Below are 20,457 nucleotides of genomic sequence, written 5' to 3'. Positions count from 1 at the left end.
TTTAACCTACGAATTTGTATCCGATTCCCCAAACGGATTTTATATATTTTGGTTCTTTGGAATCATCGCCTATTTTATATCTAATATTTGAAATATGCATATCTATGGTTCTGTTTTTCGTATTTTCGTCCAATGATGTTGCATGAAGAATCTGCTCCCTTGAAGAGACTTTATTAAGATTTTCAATTAAAAACATAAATATCTCAAACTCAATTTTGGTAAATTCAATAGGGTAACCCTCAAGTTTTATCTCATGGTTTTGTTTATCTATTTCAAAATCACCGATTTTTAGCCTAAAAGGGTTTGCTTTTCTTAGAATAGAGTTTATTCTAAGAACCAACTCTCTAGGTTCATAAGGTTTTGCCAAATAATCATCTGCTCCAAGTTCAAAACCGTGTATTTTATTTCCTATATCTCCCCTTGCAGAAGAGATTATAACGGGGATGTCTTTGATCTGTTTTAACTTTTTAAACAGATCAAAGCCGTCCATGTTTGGAAGCATCAAATCCAAAATTATAATATTGTAATTTTGATAATTTTTTTTAAACTCTTTTATTACCTCTTTGGGGTTTGAAAAAGCTTTACAGTCAAAGTTGTAATCTTTTAAATACTCTGCAATAAAATTTTGCATTTGTAAATCATCTTCGATTAGTAAAACATTTTTATTCAACTCTCCACTCCTTTAAATAATAAGAGAATTTTTTCCTTTGCTCAACGGTTAAAACGGAGTGTATTCTTTTTATGACTTTGGCTTCCAATTCTGCCGCATCTTCATAGATATCTTCCAAAATCTCTTCATACTCCTCTTTATCAAAATTTTCTTGTTTTATAAGCTCTTTTAGTTTTTGCTCTTTTAAAGCTTTTTTCTTTGAATATTTATCATATTTTTTTCTATATTTGATTAATATATCTTTTATTTTTTCAAGTTGCTTTTTATCTAGATTAAGATAATCCAGATTTTTATGTATATGATTTTTTTTATACTCATGATTGTTAAATTTATAATCCTCTGCGTATAAAGAATTTAAAAGAAACAGACTACATAAAAGAGCTAATATCTTTAATTTTATCATCTTCAATCAAACCTTTTTCTATATCCGTATGACAAGCTTTGCAATTTGCCTTACTTTTTATTTTTCTGTTCTCAAAGAGTTCTTTTGGAATATTTTTATGCTCTTTTTTCCAAAAAGAGGTTTGGGTTATTGCTATTATATCTTTATTTCCAATAGAGTTCAAAACCTTTACACTATACTCTTTTGTACTGTTTTGGGCACTGTTTTTTAAAAGAAAACCTAAAATATTTTGAGTCTCTTTTTCTTTTAAAGAGGCATCATCTCCAAAATGATTTTCAAGATTGGACATCAAAGTTTTCCATGACTTTTTAGGCAAAATATCCGGAGGGATACAGAGTGTGGCACGATGCACACTCACTTACGAAAAGCTCATTTTGCTTTTCATAATCAACAGGTTGATACTTTGAAACTAAAAGTAAATTTCCTTGATTTGTAAAACTAAATAATAAAAAGCTTAAAAAGAGTATTAAAAAAATCAAAGCAAAAGCTTTTTGAAAAATATTTAACTTTATACTTTTATTCTCTTCAAACTTTTTATAACCCGTAAAAATTGATTTTAAAGTTTCATGTTTAGGGTGCAATAATTTGTCACTTAAAACACCTCCTAGATGAATTACAATCAGTACAATAAGCAGTGTCGACAAGGCTTCATGAATCTCTTTAAAAAGTTTCATATCTTTAAAATATGAATCATTTAAAAAAGATAACAGACCTTTACCCTCTTGTATTCCAAAAGTTAAAACACCGCTTATAACAACTAAAAAACTTACTATAATCATAGCAATCATTACATATGAAGCAGCAGGATTGTGTCCTACATACTCTTGTTTTGAACCCAAAATATTTGATAAAAACTCTTTTACTCTTTTCAAACCAAAAGGAAAATCACTGAATTTAGAGTATTTAGGACCTAAAATTCCCCAAAAAATTCTAAAAGTCAAAATAATAAAAATGCAATAACCGATTATTGCATGATAAGTCAAAAGATTATCCTCATCAGTTAAAAATGCCAAAAGAATAAAAGAGGCTAAAAGCCAGTGAAAAACTCTAGTGGGCAGACTCCAAATATACGATTTCATTTTAACTCCTTAATCATCCCATCTACCGTAGTTTGGGATTATTATATCTCTTTGGGAGTAGATTCCTTTTTGTGCCGTTGTATGACAGGCGGTACAGTTAAACAAACCCTTTACCTCTTTTTGATTTATATATTTTGAAAGAATCTCTCTATGCTTTTTTATAAAATAGGGGGTCTTACTTACAGCTATAATAGTTCCGTCATTTCTCATACTTCTTGCAATTTTTTTACTTCTTTTATACTCCATTGCTTTTTCTGCACTGTTTTCATTTAAATATTTTGAAATTGCCTTAAACTCTTCATCTAATAGTGTAGCATCCACTCCAAAATGATTTTCTAGGTTTCCCATCATTTTTTCCCAAGAATTGCCAGGTAAAAGTCCCGGTTGGTATGCAAAGTGACAGGCTGCACACTCATTTATATAAAGTTGATTATTAACAGGTGCCACGCCTTGTTTTTTATTGCTGTATTTATGCTCATCTGCAAATAAAGCAGATAGTAAGATTGCAAATAAAATCACTATTCTCATTTTTATCTCCTTATTTACTTATGATGTAAGTTATTACATCACCTTTCTCTTTTGGTGTACCTTCTCTTTTATAAACATCGTTAAAATTTCTTTTCAGCCATTTCTCTATTTTTTTAACTTTTGTAAGCCTTTTTGGGTTTGCTTTGGGTGAAAGGGGTTCAATAGTTTTTGCCGTAAAAAAGTTTTCATGAGATTTTGTTAAATCTATACCGTGGCATGAACTGCATGAGATCTCTTTTCCTTTTTTACCTAAGTGAGTGGAAGTAAAAATCTCTTCACCCCTTTTTATATCAAAACCTTTAAAATCAGGCTCGCTTTTTTGTACCTCGTTTTTTAAATTTAAAAGATACTCTTCTACTACGCTGCCAAAAGATAAACTTGCAAGCAATGCAGGTATAAGTAATATTTTCATCTCTTCTCCTTCTTTTTATATTGAAATTATAAAAAAAGAACTTCAATTTGTTTTGTTAACTTTTTTGACAATTTCTTGACAATTAAAAAATCACTTTGGTTAAATTTTAATATCATTAAATCTTTGTTTAATCAGATTTTATTGTATAATCGCCTTTTATTTTTAGAGGTATTAATTTTGGACAGATTAAAATATAGACTAAATAAATTTCAAAGTACCCCTGCTTATCTGCTTGTAATGGGACTTCTTTCTGCCGCTTTTTTTTCGGCAACTTTTGTAGTAAACAGAGCAATTTCTCTTGATGGAGGGCATTGGTATTGGACTGCTTCTTTAAGATTTTTTTTCACGGTTCTTTTTTTAAGTTTAGGTTTTATTTTTTTTAGGGGTTTTGATTATTTTAAAGATATTTTAAAAGAGTATTTTCAAAACTTTAAATTCTGGACTATTGCAGGAACTATAGGTTTTGGTTTTTTTTACTCATTTTTATGTTATGCAGCGGACTTTTCTCCTGGCTGGGTAGTGGCAACCACTTGGCAGATGACGATATTGGCTTCACTTTTTGTTTTAGCTATGTTTGGTAAAAAGTTAGCAAAAAAAGTTTGGTTTTTCACTTTTATAATTTTTTTAGGAGTTAGTTTAGTAAATTTCAGTCATATTGACACGAATAATTTAGAGGCTCTGTTTTTAGGATTTTTCCCCGTATTAGTAGCTGCTTTTTCATATCCTATCGGAAATCAAATGGTTTGGGAGCAGAAGAAAAAAAGAGAAGAAAAAAATCAAGATACAAAGATTTTTAAAAATGCTTTTATAAAAGTTTATCTTTTAACTTTGGGAAGTTTTCCTTTATGGATAATTCTTTTTTTTATTACAAACCCCGGAATGCCAAGCAGCGGACAATATATAAATGTTGCTTTTGTTTCTCTTCTTTCAGGAGTCATAGCTACATCGATTTTTCTTTATGCAAGAAGTCATGCAAATAGTACAAGCAAAATTATTCTTGTAGATGCGGCACAGGCAGGAGAAGTCTTTTTTGCACTATTTGCCGAAGTCTTATTTTTAGGTGCAGTTTTCCCTAACACTACAGGTTGGATTGGACTTTTTTTAACCCTAGGGGGTCTTTATTTTTTAACAAAATCTAAATAAATCAATAAAGAAAAGGGTTGGTTTTATCTATTAACAGATATAGAAAAAAGCCTATAAATCCAAGTAAAAAAATCAAAGCATAAAATTTTTGAAAAATATTGAGTTTTATATTTTCCTCTTTATTGCTTTGTTTAAAACCGTTGAAAATTGATTTTAGTGTTTTTGTTTTTCTGTGAAAAAGAGTATCTACGGCAATACCGCAAAGGTGTAAAAAGATAAGGAAATATAAGAAATTTGCAAAAAACTCATGTATATGTTTATATAATTTATCTTTTTGCAAAAAGCCGAAAAACCCTTTGGCTTCATAAGAACCGTAAGTAACGCAACCCGTGATTATTATAAGAGTTACTACAAGCAATATTCCTACCATTACGTAAGATGCCATGGGATTATGTCCTAAGGAGTCTTCTGTTTTACGTTTGAATATATTTAATGCAAACTCTTTTAGTTTTTTAAAACTTAAAGAAAAATCTTTGAATTTTGAGTATTTAGGACCTACATATCCCCAGCCAAATCTAAAAAGCAGGGCAACAACTAAAAGATAACCTGAGATTGCATGGATTAAAATAGTTTTATCATCACCCGTTAAATAACAAATAACAATAAGAAGAACAAAACTCCAGTGAAATACTCTGGTGGGTAGACTCCAAATATAATTTTTATTCATTTATCTTCCTTTTAAAAATAAATTTTACGGTGGTACCTTTTTTCTCTTCGCTTATAAGTTCTATTTTTGCATTGTGAAGTTTTATTATTTTTTCTACGATTGCCATTCCAAGACCCGTACCGCCTGATTCTTTGTTCCTGCTTTTATCTGTTCTATAGAATTTTTCAAAAATCTTTTTTTGCTCTTTTTTTGAGATACCTATACCTTTGTCTTCTATACTGATTATGTAATTTTTGTTTTCGATATAATTTTTTATTAAAACCGATGAGTTTTTATAGCTATAAGTAATTGCGTTTTTAAGTATATTTTTTACGGCAATTTTCAGAAGTTTGCTAAAACCTTTTATTTGAAAAACATCGTCAATTTGACTTTTTATTTCAATCTCTCTTATTTTTGCAAAAGGTTTTAACTCTTTTACCGCTTCAAAAGTTACTTCATCAATATATACATCTTCTAAATTATTTGCCAAATCCTCATTTTTTGCCAAAAACAGTAGGTCATCTATTGTTTGCTGTATAATCATAACTTCATCCAAACAACTTTGAAGACTCTTTTTATATTCTTGCGAAGTTCTGTCTTTTCTAAGGGCTATTTCGATTTCACCTCTTATTATAGTAAGAGGAGTTTTTAATTCATGGGAAGCATCGGAACTAAACTGATTGATTTTTTCAAAAGATATTTCAAGTCTTTGAAGAAGAGAGTTTATCTCTTTTGTTAACATACCTATTTCATCTAAACTTTGGGCAGGAGATAATCTTCTTGAAAGAGTTGAAGAGTTTATCTCTTTTAAATTCGTTAAAATATCTTCTACAGGTTTAAAAGATTTATAAACAAGAAAGTATCCTCCCGAAATTGAAAAGATTAAAATAATAGGGATTATAAAGATTAAAATATAGAAAAGATTCTGCATAGTTTCATTTAAGATTTTATAATCTGTTGCAACTTGAAGTACAAAATCTTTGTTTAGCATAGAAAATTTTATTTCACCTACAATAAAGCTCTCAAATTTTTCAAAATGGATTGCATCTTTTTCGATTTCATGGAAAGATATGGGCAGATCTTTTGGAAATTTTGTAGATTTTTCTATTTCCTCTTTATCGTTAATCAATCTGATATAAAGAGGTTTAAATTTATACTCTTTCTCTTCATCAAAATCTACGCTTAAAAATTCATCTTGATGTTTAATAAGATCATCTACAATATCCAAAACAATGACTTTTAAAGAGGTTTCCATTTTATCTAAAGTTGAAATATGAAGGGTTTTGTATATGGAAAGGGATAAAATGATTAAAATAAAAGTTTGAATTAAAATATTATATACAAGAAGTTTTCTTTTTATACTTAGTTTACTCATCGCTTATCCTAAACCCCATTCCTCTGACTGTTTTAATTAATTTTTTATCATAAGGTTTGTCTATTTTATTTCTAAGTCTGTAAATATACACGTTTACCACATTACTGATATTTACTTCATCCATATTGTTAAGCATTGAACTTAAAACGGTTTCGGATAGAACTCTGTTTTTGTTTTTGATTAAATACTCTAAAAGAGCAAACTCTTTAGCCGTAAGATTTATAATATTACCTGCTCGTTTTGCGCTTTTTGAAAGCAGATCAAGTTCCAAGTCGGCAATTTTGAGTTTTGTCTGCTGGTGGTTGTTTGTTCTTAGCTGAACTCTTATTCTTGCAAGCAGTTCGGAAAAAGAGAAAGGTTTAGGCAAATAATCGTTTGCTCCTATATCAAGTCCTCTAATGGTATCTTCTACACTGTCTTTTGCCGTAAGCATTATTATAGGAGTGTTTATATTTGCTTGTCTTAATTTTTTACATACTTCAATTCCGTCAATTAAAGGCAGCATAATATCTAATAAAATAAGATCATAATCATTTACGCTGGCAAGATAAAGTCCCTCTTCACCGTTCTTAGAAAAGTCCACGCTGTAAGATTCCTCTTCTAATCCTCTTTTTAAAAAATCAATAATTTTTTCATCATCTTCAATAATTAATATTTTCATAAAATTATTTTACCTCTTTTGGAATTAATTTTAACAAACTAATCTCACTATCTGCTTTATACCTAAAATCTACGCCCCAACAACCTAAACCTCTGTTTACGTAAATTGCGGTTTGATTTTTATAAATTATACCATTTAAAAAGGGTTGAAAGAGTTTTACCACATAATGAAACGGAAAAATTTGTCCTCCGTGCGTATGTCCGCATAAAAAGAGTTTGGCATTGCATCTAAGGGCAAAAGTATAATCTTTTGGCTGATGTGCCAGTAAAATAGAGTTTTCACAGCTTTTTAAAAACTCTACGACTTTTTTCTCTTCTCTTTTTATTTTAAAAAATTTTGAGAATCTGTCACTTAATCCTGCGATTGCAATATTTTGATTTTTTATTTTCAATATCTCATAACTGTTATCAAGGCAGATAAGGTTTGTCAAAACCTCTTTTAACTCTTTAAATCCATAAAAAAGATCATGATTCCCGCTTATATAATAGGTTTTTTGCTTTAAATCATTTAAAAGCTGCAATTTCTCTTTTATAAATTTAACTTTACAATCAATTATATCTCCCGTGATTACTATAAAATCACATTGGGTACGGTTGCATTTAGATACAAGCTCTTTAATAACAAGAGATGAGGTTTTTTTATTTATATGTAAATCACTTAGATGAAGGATTTTTAAATCCTTTATCTTTAAAGTTTTAATAATCACTTCATCTATTTTCGGAAGCTTCATTTTTATTTGAAAACCTCTTCTAAATCATCTTTTGTAATAAACGAAATTGATTTTATTACACCGTTTTGTAATCTGTATAGAGTCGATTTTCCCTCTTCTTTTATAAATCTTTCATCATTTTCATTATAAATTAAAAGTATAGAGTGTTTATAATCTCTCATTTTAGGCAGAGCAAAAAGTTTTGTAATTATTGAAGGCATTCCTGAAATATCCGCAATAAAGACAGCATGGTGTTTTTGCAGAAAATCTACATTTTTTGAATCTAAAAAATTATTTACATTTGCTCCCGTATCTTTTTCAAAAGAGACAATAATTGTCTGTACAGACGGATCAACACTTCTTTTTTTATCAAATTGATTAGGAAGAGAGAATACTCCTATATTGTCTCCTACTTTAAAGCTGCTTGAAAAAAGAGAAGCGACAGTAAGAAGAGATATAAGTATAATCTTTTTCATCATAACTCTTCTTTTAAATCAAAACTGTATTTAATATCAATTTGATCTCTTACTGTTATAAAAAACATTGAAGGCGGTTCTAAACCGAAATCGGTAAGTTTAATTGAAAAATCACCGTTCATTGTCAAATCTTGGGCATTTTGTGTTATTGAAGCCAAAGATGAAATTTTTTTATTTATTTTATTCATTGTTAGAAGACCGTCAATTTTATATTTGTCGTCGACTTTTGTTATTCTTGAAATAACAAATGAAATTTTAGGTGATTTTGCCACATTTAAAACTTCATACATATGTTGATCTCTATCTTCATTATCACTTACCAAAGATATGGCATTAATTTCAAATTTCCCTGAAATAGACTCAATAGAGCTGTCTTTTTTCAATATGGTCTCTATTTTTCGAGTTTGGGGATTTATCTCGCTATCTCCGAAAATTTCAGTGTGGGCTTGGATTTTGCCCTCTACTAAATCTAAACTTGCTGCATTTGCAAAAACTGCAAATAACAATACTAAAACTAATTTATACATTTTTTCTCCTTTGTTTGAATTTTTTTCTGCGAATTAAAAATCGGGATTAATACAATTAAAAATGAGATTGGAACAAAAAGCGTCAGGTTTTCCAAAGCAACGAAAAGTCCTGCCCCTGAAGCTATCCAACCTATGAATATCATATAAAGTGATATTTTTTTAAGTGGTTTTTTTATTAAAGATCTTAAAATATTTACGTTGTAATATGAAATTACGAAAGGATAAACTATCGATAATAAAAGAGGCTCTTGTAAAAAATAGAACAGATAACTAAAAGCGAATAGTATAATTATGAAAAGTTCGTTTTCCATTCTTTGAATATTTAGTTTAAGAGCGGCAATTACACCTATAATATGAAAGACAATTATTTCAAAAGTAAAGCCGTTTCTCCATATTGAAATATCCGTATCTCTTGATAAGGTTTCAAAAAGTGCCGAATCTAGAAAAATCCATAAAACCATTATCAAAAGAGGATATGAAGGGAAAGAATCACTCTCTCTTTTTTGCTCTTCTAAAGGTAAAAAATATGATGAAACAAATACTATAAGAGTAAAAAATATTGCAATATACTCTCTGTTTGCGGGTTCATAATTAAAAAGAAAAGTTCCTACGCTGTAAGAGAGACTAAGAGCAAGCCCTAATTCAAACATTGAGGCTTTTTTCAGTTCATTTATAAGAAGTGGAGCTAAAGCACCGACGCTTATTCCTAAAATAAAAAGCATAATTGCCCAATAATCGGGATAGAAAAAAGTCAAAATTAATTGAACTATTAAAAAAAGTTTTATTTTGCTTTGAGTTTTTATCGAAAGTTTATAACTTAAAAGAGAACCTATAATTCCTCCGACAGGTAAAGGCGCAATTTGATAAACATCTGATGCAAAATATTCCACAATTCCTGTTTGTGCAATCAAAAGATAGTAACAAAGCTCAAAAGCTATAAAAAATATAAGTGCTATTTTTGAGAACATAAAATATCCTTTTTATAAAAAAATATAAGGTAAGCAGAAGCAAAGATGATATCAAACAACGATATCAATAAGGCTTCAAACCCTAAAGTGTGGTTGTAATACAGAGCAAAAAATATTGAACTTATAAATACTCTTGTAATAACTGTAAGTTTTGTTAAGATTTTTTCATACTCTTTGTTTGTAAGAGCAAAGAAGTGAATTACCCCCGTTATGCTAACAAAAGCAAAAACTATATATTCATAACTTCCTTTAAAACCAAATCCCAAAAGAGGATAAAGAAAACTTGCAAAAAGTATTAAGAAAATACCTCCCAAACCGTCTGCTAAAACTCCAAAAAGATTATATTTTTGAAGAGCCGTAAAATTAAGTTTAAAACTTATAAAACTGTATAATGACAATAGAGTTACTACTCCAAAAAAAGTTCTAAACATCCATAAATAGTAGATATCCCCTTTAAACACTTCTGCTTGAATAAATCCTGAAATACTTAAAACAGTAAATATTCCAAGTAAACCGCTTAAATAAAAGCTATAAAAAATGGTTTTTTTAAGCTCTTTTATATATTGGGTGAACATAGCAATTACCATAAAAAATACACCTATACCCATTGCTACGTGAGCATGTGCAATTATTAAATCATTTCTGTGAAAAATCCATCTAAACTCCGGAATAAACAGAATATTTCCTTCGATATCAACAAATAAAAAAGCTAAGATTGAGATAAGAAGAGCTCTTTTTGATTCTTTTGTTATATTAGAATCTTTGTACCATCTATATAAAAGAGGAATATAAAGAAAAGTAAGCCATTGTAAGAACCACTCTAATTCATAAGTCAAATGTCCTATAAAACTTCTATATAAAACAGAAGTTGCATAAAACAAAGTAGGAATAATCCATAAAATATTCCATCTAGCTTTAAAAGGAGTATTGTTTAATAGTTTGATTATCAGATAATAAATAGGAATCAAAGCCAGACTCATTCCTAAAGTATTATCTCCGTGAGGTCCTGAAATAGTGCTTTCAACTTGTCCTATAACAGGATTCATCAAAATCAAAAGAGCAAAAGGAGCAATAATAGTTACTCTAAGACAAACTTTTATCCATAAAGGAATTTTTTCATAAGCCTTTATATATTTAATCAAAGCAATAATATAAAAAAGACTGGAAATAGCCAGAATAAAATTAAGTTCATAAGGAAAATCGTAAAAAGCTAAACCTCTAGTGTTTCCAAAAAGAAGTGAACTTATCATAAAAACCAAAAAGATATACCAAAAAACAGTATACAAGTTTAAATAGTATAATCCCGAACTGCTTTTTACACCCTCTTTATTTATTAATAAAAAAGGAAGATAAGAAAGCATTAAAGGAACAAATCCGTAAAGCATCAAACTAATATGAAGAGATCTCATATCAGCAGGATTTAGAGTTTGTGAATCTATATAAAATCCCAAAAGATTAGTTGAATATATTATCCCGAATACCATTCCTAGAAAAAGGAATATTAGTGATATTTTAAAATGTTTGTTTATAAAAAGTTCAAAACTATTTGATTTTTCCATCTTTTACCTCGTAAATTTTATTAGCTGTTTGTGCCAATTCTTTATTATGTGTTGCGACGATAATCGTCATTCCTTCATTTGAAAGTTTTTTAAAAAGTTCAAATACTGTTTTTGCATTTTTAGAGTCCAAATTTCCAGTGGGTTCATCTGCAAATAAAACTTTAGGTTTGTTTATCAAAGCTCTTGCAATAGCGGCTCTTTGTCTTTGCCCTCCTGAGATTTCAGTTGGAAATTTGTCTTTTAAGTTTTCTATATCAAGAAGTGAAAATATTTTTAAAATATCTTTGTCTTGGGCTTTTTGATTTGCAAGTTTTACGTTTTCAAAAAGATTTAGATAATTTATTAGATAATGAAATTGAAAGATAAAACCTATATTTTTTTGTCTGAATTCATCTATGTTTTTTATATTTTTATACTCTAAATCTTCAAAAAAAAGATTTCCTTTTTTTGGTTTTAAAAGAGTTGATAAAATAGACAACAGAGTTGTTTTTCCGCTGCCGCTTTCTCCTATTAAGCAGATAAAATCACCTTTTTCTATCTCTAAACAGACATTATCCAAAGCTGTGTCTTTATCATAGTTGTGAGAAATATTTAAAGCTTTGATTATCATATTTTATCTCCTTGCATTAAAATAATCGGATCAATTTTTGAAGCATTTATTGCAGGAATTATTGAACCTAAAACTGCCATAGACAAAGAGCAGATAAAAAGATAAAAAGCCAAAGTAAAACTTATTTCGCCGTTTACATACCCGTGAAAAAGTGAAGAGTTTTTTATAAAATAGAGTGTGAAAGAGGAAATAAAAAGAGAAGTTATGAAACTTAAAATGCCTAGTATTGAACTTTCGCATACGATTTGGGCAACTATTTTTTTTGTAGATACTCCTATAGCTCTTTTGATTCCAAACTCTGTTTTTCTTTGGTTTACGGTTATACTCATAATACTTACAATTCCAAGAAGTCCCATACAAAAAGAGATAAAACCGATAAGATTCGATGAGGTTTTTATAATTTTAAACTGATTATAGTTATCTACAAAATTTTGAGTCGATTTTGCCTCAATATCTTTGCTTAAACTCTCTATTTTTTTTATAAGCTGTTTTATATTTGCACTTATAGAACTGTTTACCATAAGCATTGAAGCACTTTTGTTAAAAATAAGACTTGCATCGCTAAGATTTAAAACAACACCTCCGTTTTCAAACCCTATGTCACTTTTATAAACTCCCGAAACCAAGAAGTTTTTATCCGCAATTTGAATATTTTTTTTGTTTTTCAAAGATTCATAAATAGAGTTTCCGACTAAAACCTCACCTTTTTTTGGATAAAGCCCTTGTTTTATTTTATAGTTTTCAAAGCGATTTTGGCTAACCCCGTAGACTGCAACTATTGGAAGTTTTTCAACAGGACTTGCGCCTACAATCAAAGCTGAAACTTTTTTTACTTCTTTAAACTTTTCTATCTTTTTTATCAATGTCGCATCTACGTTTGAAAAAAAAGTATCGGAAATCTTTGCTTGGGTAATAATAATATCTCCGTCACTTTTTAACATATTTGAATACATTGAAATAACTCCGTTTGAAATAGAACTAATCAAAAATATGGAAGTAATAGAGAAAATCAAGCTTATAAATATAAGTATTGTTTTTAATCTGTTGGCTTTTAAAGCTTTCAAAGATAGACTTAACAAAAAATTCCTTTTTTTTATTTTTTGAAAATTTATCTGTTTTTTATGAATTAATAATGAATGAAATATGAAAAAAAATTCATATTTAGCTTATTTTTAGGTTTTTTAAAGATTAAATTAATTTTATAAACCATAATTTTATAAAATTTAGCTATAATGCGCGCAATTAATAGAAATTATCATAAAGAGTATAAATGAGAGATATTAGAAATATTGCAGTAATAGCACACGTTGACCACGGAAAAACTACATTGGTTGATGAGTTATTAAAGCAATCAGGGACTTTTGCAGCTCATACGCAAGTTGACGAAAGAGTAATGGATAGTAATGATATTGAAAAAGAGAGAGGGATTACTATTCTTTCAAAAAACACTGCAATTGATTATGAGGGAGTTAGAATCAACATTATCGACACTCCGGGCCATGCTGACTTTGGTGGAGAGGTTGAAAGGGTTTTAAAAATGGTTGATTCTGTTCTTCTTCTTGTTGACGCACAAGAGGGAGTTATGCCTCAAACAAAATTTGTTGTTAAAAAAGCGCTATCTTTAGGACACAGACCTATTGTTGTCGTAAATAAAATTGATAAACCGGCAGCAGAACCTGATAGAGTTGTAGATGAAGTTTTTGACCTTTTTGATCAAATGGGTGCAACAGAAGAGCAACTGGAATTTCCTGTTATTTATGCAGCGGCAAGAGACGGATATGCAATGCATAATCTAGAAGATGAGAAAAAAGATTTACAGCCTCTTTTTGAAACAATTTTAACAGAAGTTCCAAAACCAAACGGAAGTGAAGAAGTTGGTCTGCAACTTCAAGTATTTACTCTTGATTATGATAATTTCATTGGGAAAATCGGTATTGCAAGAATTTTTAATGGAAAAATCTCTCAAGGTGAAACCGTAATGCTTTGCAAAGCAAACGGAGAACAAACTAAAGGTAGAGTTACAAAACTTATAGGATTTAAAGGTCTTGACAGAATTGAAGTAAAAGAGGCCTGTGCCGGTGATATTGTTGCGGTTGCGGGATTTGAGACAATTGATGTCGGAGACTCTTTATGCGATCCTGTAAATCCAATGCCTCTTGATCCAATGCACATTGAAGAACCTACTCTTTCTGTTACTTTTGCGGTAAATGATTCACCTTTAGCCGGAACAGAGGGTAAATACGTAACTTCAAATAAAATTGATGAAAGACTTGCGGCTGAAATGAACACTAATATTGCTATGAATTATGAGCAAATCGGTGAGGGTAAATTTAAAGTTAACGGAAGAGGTGAACTTCAAATTACGATTTTAGCTGAAAATATGAGAAGAGAAGGTTTTGAATTTAGTATAGGAAGACCTGAAGTTATTACAAAAGAAGAAAACGGTGTAACTTTAGAACCGTTTGAACATCTTGTAATTGATACTCCGGACGAGTATTCGGGAACTATTATTGAAAAACTGGGAAAAAGAAAAGCTAATATGACAAATATGGTTCCTATGGGAGCAGGATTTACAAGATTAGAGTTTGAAATTCCGGCACGTGGACTTATCGGTATTAGAACAGAGTTCTTAACAGATACTAAAGGTGAAGGGATTATGAATCACTCATTTTTAGAGTTTAGACCATATTCTGGAACAGTTGAAAGTAGAAAAAACGGTGCTTTAGTATCTATGGAAAACGGAGAAGCACTTGGATATTCGATTTTTAACCTTCAAGATAGAGGTATTATGTATATTAAACCTCAAGACAAGGTTTACGGTGGAATGGTAATCGGTGAACACGCAAAGTCAAACGATCTTGATGTTAACCCGATTAAGGGAAAACAGCTTACAAACGTTAGAGCCTCGGGTTCTGATGATGCAATTAAGCTGGTTCCGCCAAGAGTGATGTCCCTGGAAAACGCTTTAGAGTGGATTGAGGAAGATGAGTTGGTCGAGGTAACGCCAAAGACCATTAGGATAAGAAAAAGAGAGCTTGACCCTACTGCAAGAAAGAGAGCTGCTAAGAAGGCAAAATTTGCTTAACTAGCAAACTTTCGGCAAAACAAGCAAAGGGGGAGAGCTTTCGGGCTTTCCCCCTTTTTTTATGCAAATTTTTTAAAAGGAAATATTATGAGTATTAAAATTAGAAGAAAAAATGAAAATAAAACCCCAAAACTAGGAGATTTAAAAATGTTAAAAGATTCTATTCTAAAGAAAACCGAAGGTATAAAGCAGACCAAGTCTATTGATCTTATAAGTTGGAGTGCTTCCTCGTGGCAATTAGATCTATATATGCGAATGTTTAGGAACAGGATGCCGATGCCAAACCCGGTCGAAATTTTAGATGTCTGTGCAAATCAAGCCTGTTTACAGATATTTTATAAAAAGTCTCAAGATTTTGAGCATAAAAAAAAGAAGGAGTTTTTTTCACATTTCTTAGGTCTTTAAGAAGGATTAAAGATGTTAAAAAACGTGAATTTTAATTTATTAAACTAGAGTAGGGGAAAACATTTTTTTCTCCTGCTCTTCCAAGGAGAAAAAAATGGAAACTGAAGATTTCGAAACAAATTTTAATACAAATAAAAAAGATTATTTAATAGTAATCGTAATATATTTTATAACAATAGCAACAACTTTTATAGCAATTTCTTGAGCAAACACTCAATTTTGAGTGTTTTGCAACTCTTTAAACACTCTTTTATGATTAAAAAATATATACAAAAACCTATAAATATGGGATATTTAACGATTTTCATTGTATAAAATATAAACAAGAAGTTAAATAATATTTATTCTGCTTTTATTTAAATCATATTAAAATGGATAGATATTGTCCTGGAGGTGTACATTGAGTGAAGATAGAAAGATGGTAACCGAAACTTTTTGGGATATACTTTCAAATCAAGATAGACAAAAAGTAAAAGAGTTTAAAAAATATATGGATAAGTTTGCAATCAACTTTAATCTGTATAAAGACGGAAATTTTATAGAAAGAGCATTGCCTTTTGATGTAATTCCTCGATTAATGACGGCAAAAGAGTTTGAAAAAATCCAAAAAGGCTTAAGCCAAAGAATCAAAGCACTAAATCTTTTTTTGGAAGATATATATACGGAAAAAAAAATAGTAAAACAAAAAATAATTCCCGAAGAGTTTATTTATCAAGCTAAAGGTTATTTAAAAGAGCTTCAAGGGTTTTCCCCTTCAAAAAAAATCAGAACACATATAAACGGTATTGATTTGGTAAAAGATACGGTTTCAAACGAATGGGTTATATTAGAAGACAACTTAAGAGTTCCAAGCGGAGCTAGTTATCCTTTATCTATTAGAAATACTTTTAGAAAAATTTATCCCGATTTCTTTGAAAAAATGAAAATAAAACCTATTAAAGATTATGCCGATACTTTAAAACAGGCAATGGATTATGTAAATTGTGGGGGAATAAATGTTGTTTTAACCCCGGGAAGATTTAATTCAGCCTATTATGAACACGCTTATTTAGCCGATATTACGGGTTCAAAACTTGTTAGAAACAATGAATTACTTGTAGAAAACAAGACTCTTTATTTTAAAAATTATAACGGTAAAAAAGTAAAAGTGGGAGCTGTTTACAGAAGACTTGACGATGAGTTTTTAGACCCTAAATTTTTTAATGAAGAGAGTTTAATAGGAGTTCCTGGTATTATGGAAGTTTATTTAGCAGGCAATGTGGCTATTATGAATGCTCCTGGAAACGGTGTTGCCGATGACAAAGGTATTTATTATTTTGTTCCTAAAATGATTAAATATTATCTAAATGAAGAGCCTATTTTACAAAATGCTCCTACATATTTGCCCTATTTTGAGAAAGATAAAAAATATATTTTTGAAAATATGGAAAAACTTGTAATAAAAGATGTTGCCGAAGCCGGAGGATACGGCGTTATGTTCGGACACTCAATGTCGGAAATCCAAATTCAGGATTTAAAAACAATTATTGAAGCAAATCCCAGAAGATTTATAGCCCAAGAGTTAATAGAATTTTACGATGAAGATTGTTATATAAATGATGAAATAGTTCAAAGAAAAGCAGACTTTAGAGCTTATGTAATAATGGATGAAGAACCTAAAGTTTGGAGTTGCGGACTAACACGTTATGCAATTGAAGCAGGCAATTATTTGGTAAATTCATCACAAGGCGGCGGATTTAAAGATACTTGGGTAGTGGAGGCATAAAATGGAACAATTATTAACGGCAAATGTTGCAAACGGTCTTTATTGGCTAGGTAGATATTTAGAAAGAATCGAATCAACCTTAAATGAAATTATAATTACTTTTGATGATATTATTGATGTGGATAAAACCTCAGGTAAAAAACTTTTTAAAAGATTGGATATTGATATTAAATATAAAAATGCAAATGACTTTTTATCTCAGGCGGTTTTTGGAGATCATGAAGCAAATATCTATACTTTGATAAGTTATATAAGAGAAAATGCCATTATCTGTAGAGCCTATTTAGATTTAAATGCTTTTGGTTCTATAATCGAGTTTTCGGAAACATTGAAACAAGCAAATAACGATAACTTTGTTATAGATTGCTCTTTTGTTGAAAAAATGTCTTCAAGGGTTAGTGAAATCTGGGGAGAACTGACAAGAAAACAAGAGAGAAATACGAGTGACTACTTTATAAGGCTTGGAAAGCTTGTCGAAAAAGTGGATTTTCATTTAAGATTAAAAAGAGATAAGAGCTTTTCTCTTGTAATTATGGATGAAATAGATATTATAGTTTCAAGACTTAATCCCGAAGCGCAATTTGTTGTTCACGGAGAGAGAGAATCTTATGATACAATACTAAATTCAATAAATTCAAAAATAGATAAAATAATAGTTACACAACAATGAAAAAAACAACTGAAATTTTTACCTCACGACTTCCCGTGGGGGAAAAACTGACAATAAAAAGAACAAGGTTCAAACCTAAAGAAAAAAAAGAGAAGAAATTAAAAAGAATCTCTATTGTAAGCGGAATTCACGGAGATGAACTTGAAGGACAGCTTGTAATATATTCATTGGCAAAATGGTTGAATGAAAATATTGACAAATTAAATGCCATAGTTGATATTTATCCTGCTGTTAATCCTTTGGGAATAGATACCATTACAAGAAGTTTTCCTAATTATGATATAGATTTAAACAGGGCTTTCCCGGGCGGAGAAGATGAATTTTTACCCGGTCAGGTAGTTCATGCATTAACAGAAGATATAAAAGGCAGCGATATTGCTATTGATATTCACTCAAGCAATATTTTTTTAAGAGAAATCCCCCAAATAAGAATAAATAAACTATTTTCAAAAGAGACTCTGCCTTTGGCAAAAGAGTTAAATTGTGATTTTATTTGGATACATGATGCCGTAACGGTTTTAGAAGCTACTTTTTCTCATACTTTAAACTCTCTTGGAACAAAAACTTTGGTTGTAGAGATGGGTGTGGGAATGAGACTTACAAAAGAGTATTCAAAACAGTTGCTTACGGGTATTTTAAATTTAATGCAAAAACAGAATATGATAGTTACGGATGAAAAATTTGAGGTTAGAACTCCTTTCTCATCCCAAATAGGGGATGTCTTTTATATAAATGCACCCAAAAGCGGACTTTTCGTTCCCTCTTTGGATCATTGTGAAATAATTAAAAAAAATGAGAAAATAGGTGAAATAGTAAGTCCTTTAAGCGGAGAAGTTTTAAGCGAACTCTTTGCTCCAAACGGAGGAATTCTTTTCACATTAAGAGAGTATCCTGTCGTATATGAAGGCTCTTTATTAGCTAGAATTTTTGGAGAAAAAAGTGAAAAAAATTGAAGTTTTGAAGATTGAGTCATTAAGTAGAGAACCTCTTATCGTAGAAGGTTTTTTATTTAAAGGAAAAAATAAAAAAGCTCCTAAAATTGCAATTGTGGGACCAATGGAAGCCCAAGGAATTTTGCCTCTTTATTGTGCAAGTAAGTTGGTTGATTTTTTTAAAAACAAAATAGACAAAAAAAAGATAAAAGGTGATATTTTAATAATACCTTCTATAAATCATTATGCTTTTAACAGTTCAAAAAGATTTTGGCCTTTGGATAATACGAATATCGATATGATGTTTCCTGGTTATGATTTAGGAGAGACTACCCAAAGAATAGCAAAAAAAGTTTTCGATGTATTAGAAGGTTATGATTATGGGGTTATTTTAGAAAAAAGAGATGACCCTGTTAATTGTATTCCTTATATAAAAGTTTTTCAAAATGAGTTTGAAGATATAAAAAGCGCAAAAAAGTTCGGTTTTAAATTTATCCATCATAAAAAGATGAAATCAATTGATACAGTAGGTTTACAATATAACTGGCAGCTTTGGGGAACTAAAGCTTTTTCTATTATGTGTCCTACTACAAATAGAGTAAATAAAAGAGTTTCAGACCGTATAAATCAGGCAATTTTACGATTTATGAATAAAAATAAGATTATTGATTTTTCAATTTTTAACGCTTATGATTCAACCCTTATAGAAGATAATGAAATAGGCGTAATAAAAAGTTCAAAAAGCGGTATTTTTGTGGCAAAAGTAGAATCAGGCACCTATGTTACAAAAAACCAGTCAATGGGAGAGATAATCGACTCTTTGGAAGGAGAAGTTATTTCCGAATTTTTAGCCCCTTATGACGGAATGATTACCTGCTTTTATAATAATTCACTAATTTATGAAAATGCGGTAGCTTTTAGAATAGCAAAAATCGGTTAGATTTTTTCTACTCTTTGTACATTTACTTTAACGCTTAGTTTACTCTCTCCGCTGCTTTTTACTACGCCTTTAAGAGGAGAGATATCCAAATAGTCTCTTCCGTATCCTAAAAGAATATACTCTTCATTAGGTAGTTTATTGTTAGTAGGGTCAAAATCAACCCAGCCAAAATCGGGAATATATATGGAAAACCAGGCGTGTGAGGCATCTGAACCGAAAAGTTTTTTTTCACCTTCTTTAGGATAAGTCTGAATATATCCACTCATATAACGTGTGGGTATTCCAATACTTCTAAGTGCAGAAATTGCAAATTGGGCAAAATCTTGGCAAACCCCTTTTTTCTCTTTAAACACCTCTTCAATAGGAGTTGTAACATCTGTAAAGCCTGAAACAAATTTAAAGTCATTAAAAATTCTTTGCATAAACTCATTTGTTGCATCAAACAAAGTTCTGTTTTCATCAAAAGATTCCAAGATATATTTTTTTATCTCTTTTGAAGGCATAGGAATAGAGTCTGTTTCAAAAAGATATTGAAAAGCCAAAGCATCTGTATTTTTATGGCTTGCCAATCTATCAAGCATCTGTTTATATGTGATTGTTGTCTGTTTTGCTTTTTGTATATAAAAATCTATTTTATCTTCCAAAAGTTCAACTTTTGAACTTGAAGTTACAGTCAGGGTTTTATGGGGTTCTCTTATAAGCATATAGGTATTTTTATTTTTAAAATAATCCATAAACTCATTTGATTCATATGGTTTCGGTGTTATTTCCAATTTATGTTCCAATAACTTTTGTCTATGACAATCTTTTGGAGTAAGTCTTGCTATATTGTGGCTAAAAGTTACTACTGAAGGATAGTTGAATTTTGTTTCGTGAAATATTTCATATATCATT

24 protein-coding genes are annotated in these 20,457 nt (G+C 30.0%); 7 read left to right on the top strand and 17 right to left on the bottom strand.

Going from position 1 to position 20,457, the window contains the following annotated elements; translation table 11 throughout:
• Position 1 precedes the first annotated feature (1 nt).
• The 6 genes from AANAER_RS14835 to AANAER_RS14810 are packed head-to-tail and all read right to left on the bottom strand — an operon-like array spanning position 2 to position 3,092.
• Entirely contained in the window at positions 2–670 is a 669-nt protein-coding gene (locus AANAER_RS14835) for a response regulator transcription factor (protein ID WP_129082818.1), read from the bottom strand.
• Positions 663–1,073: a Spy/CpxP family protein refolding chaperone gene (locus AANAER_RS14830; RefSeq protein ID WP_129082819.1), complete on the bottom strand. Its 411-nt coding sequence runs from the start codon at positions 1,071–1,073 to the stop codon at positions 663–665. Before AANAER_RS14830 ends, AANAER_RS14835 begins: the two co-directional genes overlap by 8 nt.
• Positions 1,039–1,362, bottom strand: a complete 324-nt coding sequence (locus AANAER_RS14825; protein WP_233736950.1) for a diheme cytochrome c — start codon at positions 1,360–1,362, stop codon at positions 1,039–1,041. Before AANAER_RS14825 ends, AANAER_RS14830 begins: the two co-directional genes overlap by 35 nt.
• Positions 1,363–1,381: 19 nt before the next feature.
• A complete protein-coding gene (locus AANAER_RS14820) occupies positions 1,382–2,152 on the bottom strand; it encodes a cytochrome b/b6 domain-containing protein (protein ID WP_129082820.1) in 771 nt (256 codons plus the stop codon).
• A 9-nt stretch (positions 2,153–2,161) separates the two neighbouring features.
• Positions 2,162–2,680, bottom strand: a complete 519-nt coding sequence (locus AANAER_RS14815; protein WP_129082821.1) for a diheme cytochrome c — start codon at positions 2,678–2,680, stop codon at positions 2,162–2,164.
• A gap of 10 nt (positions 2,681–2,690) precedes the next feature.
• Positions 2,691–3,092, bottom strand: coding sequence for a DUF1924 domain-containing protein (locus AANAER_RS14810; RefSeq protein WP_129082822.1), 402 nt, complete (start codon positions 3,090–3,092; stop codon positions 2,691–2,693).
• 177 nt (positions 3,093–3,269) lie between these two features.
• Between AANAER_RS14810 and AANAER_RS14805 the strand changes: the two genes are divergently transcribed.
• Positions 3,270–4,235, top strand: coding sequence for a DMT family transporter (locus AANAER_RS14805; RefSeq protein WP_228711178.1), 966 nt, complete (start codon positions 3,270–3,272; stop codon positions 4,233–4,235).
• 1 nt (position 4,236) lies between these two features.
• On the opposite strand, the gene AANAER_RS14800 is transcribed toward AANAER_RS14805, so the two are convergent.
• From AANAER_RS14800 to AANAER_RS14755, 10 genes are read right to left on the bottom strand one after another with little or no spacing between them, the layout of a single operon-like run.
• Positions 4,237–4,902 carry a cytochrome b/b6 domain-containing protein gene (locus AANAER_RS14800; RefSeq protein ID WP_129082823.1) on the bottom strand — a complete coding sequence of 222 codons (666 nt, stop codon included), beginning with the start codon at positions 4,900–4,902 and terminating at the stop codon, positions 4,237–4,239.
• A complete protein-coding gene (locus AANAER_RS14795; RefSeq protein WP_129082824.1) occupies positions 4,895–6,256 on the bottom strand; it encodes a sensor histidine kinase in 1,362 nt (453 codons plus the stop codon). Before AANAER_RS14795 ends, AANAER_RS14800 begins: the two co-directional genes overlap by 8 nt.
• Entirely contained in the window at positions 6,249–6,917 is a 669-nt protein-coding gene (locus AANAER_RS14790) for a response regulator (protein ID WP_129082825.1), read from the bottom strand. Before AANAER_RS14790 ends, AANAER_RS14795 begins: the two co-directional genes overlap by 8 nt.
• Positions 6,918–6,921: 4 nt before the next feature.
• On the bottom strand, positions 6,922–7,647 hold the full coding sequence (locus AANAER_RS14785) for a metallophosphoesterase (protein ID WP_129082826.1): 726 nt from the start codon (positions 7,645–7,647) through the stop codon (positions 6,922–6,924).
• A gap of 2 nt (positions 7,648–7,649) precedes the next feature.
• Entirely contained in the window at positions 7,650–8,102 is a 453-nt protein-coding gene (locus AANAER_RS14780) for a hypothetical protein (protein ID WP_170218443.1), read from the bottom strand.
• On the bottom strand, positions 8,102–8,629 hold the full coding sequence (locus tag AANAER_RS14775; protein WP_129082828.1) for a YceI family protein: 528 nt from the start codon (positions 8,627–8,629) through the stop codon (positions 8,102–8,104). Before AANAER_RS14775 ends, AANAER_RS14780 begins: the two co-directional genes overlap by 1 nt.
• A complete protein-coding gene (locus AANAER_RS14770; protein ID WP_129082829.1) occupies positions 8,617–9,597 on the bottom strand; it encodes a hypothetical protein in 981 nt (326 codons plus the stop codon). Before AANAER_RS14770 ends, AANAER_RS14775 begins: the two co-directional genes overlap by 13 nt.
• On the bottom strand, positions 9,582–11,156 hold the full coding sequence (locus tag AANAER_RS14765; protein WP_129082830.1) for a hypothetical protein: 1,575 nt from the start codon (positions 11,154–11,156) through the stop codon (positions 9,582–9,584). Before AANAER_RS14765 ends, AANAER_RS14770 begins: the two co-directional genes overlap by 16 nt.
• A complete protein-coding gene (locus AANAER_RS14760) occupies positions 11,140–11,766 on the bottom strand; it encodes an ABC transporter ATP-binding protein (protein WP_228711179.1) in 627 nt (208 codons plus the stop codon). Before AANAER_RS14760 ends, AANAER_RS14765 begins: the two co-directional genes overlap by 17 nt.
• Positions 11,763–12,845, bottom strand: coding sequence for an ABC transporter permease (locus AANAER_RS14755; RefSeq protein WP_129082831.1), 1,083 nt, complete (start codon positions 12,843–12,845; stop codon positions 11,763–11,765). The genes AANAER_RS14760 and AANAER_RS14755 overlap by 4 nt, the downstream gene beginning before the upstream one ends.
• A gap of 191 nt (positions 12,846–13,036) precedes the next feature.
• Between AANAER_RS14755 and typA the strand changes: the two genes are divergently transcribed.
• From typA to AANAER_RS14725, 6 genes are all read left to right on the top strand, one after another.
• Positions 13,037–14,851 (top strand): translational GTPase TypA, encoded by a 1,815-nt coding sequence (gene typA, locus AANAER_RS14750; protein ID WP_044419293.1) that lies wholly within the window; start codon positions 13,037–13,039, stop codon positions 14,849–14,851.
• Positions 14,852–14,938: 87 nt separating this feature from the next.
• A complete protein-coding gene (locus AANAER_RS14745; RefSeq protein WP_129082832.1) occupies positions 14,939–15,256 on the top strand; it encodes a hypothetical protein in 318 nt (105 codons plus the stop codon).
• 400 nt (positions 15,257–15,656) lie between these two features.
• On the top strand, positions 15,657–17,021 hold the full coding sequence (locus AANAER_RS14740; protein ID WP_228711180.1) for a circularly permuted type 2 ATP-grasp protein: 1,365 nt from the start codon (positions 15,657–15,659) through the stop codon (positions 17,019–17,021).
• A 1-nt stretch (position 17,022) separates the two neighbouring features.
• Entirely contained in the window at positions 17,023–17,691 is a 669-nt protein-coding gene (locus tag AANAER_RS14735; RefSeq protein ID WP_129082833.1) for an alpha-E domain-containing protein, read from the top strand.
• Positions 17,688–18,644 carry a M14 family metallopeptidase gene (locus AANAER_RS14730; RefSeq protein ID WP_129082834.1) on the top strand — a complete coding sequence of 319 codons (957 nt, stop codon included), beginning with the start codon at positions 17,688–17,690 and terminating at the stop codon, positions 18,642–18,644. Before AANAER_RS14735 ends, AANAER_RS14730 begins: the two co-directional genes overlap by 4 nt.
• The gene (locus AANAER_RS14725; RefSeq protein ID WP_129082835.1) at positions 18,631–19,563 is read left to right on the top strand and encodes a M14 family metallopeptidase; all 933 of its coding nucleotides are present in this window, start codon (positions 18,631–18,633) and stop codon (positions 19,561–19,563) included. Before AANAER_RS14730 ends, AANAER_RS14725 begins: the two co-directional genes overlap by 14 nt.
• Here AANAER_RS14725 and AANAER_RS14720 read toward each other — a convergent pair.
• Positions 19,560–20,456, bottom strand: a complete 897-nt coding sequence (locus tag AANAER_RS14720) for a transglutaminase family protein (RefSeq protein WP_129082836.1) — start codon at positions 20,454–20,456, stop codon at positions 19,560–19,562. The genes AANAER_RS14725 and AANAER_RS14720 overlap by 4 nt on opposite strands.
• Position 20,457: the final 1 nt, after the last annotated feature.

Origin of the sequence: Halarcobacter anaerophilus (assembly GCF_006459125.1) — a bacterium.
GTDB classification, from domain to species: Bacteria; Campylobacterota; Campylobacteria; order Campylobacterales; family Arcobacteraceae; genus Halarcobacter; species Halarcobacter anaerophilus.
The sequence above is the reverse complement of the archived record's forward strand: the minus strand, read 5'-3'. Positions and strand labels throughout refer to the sequence as shown.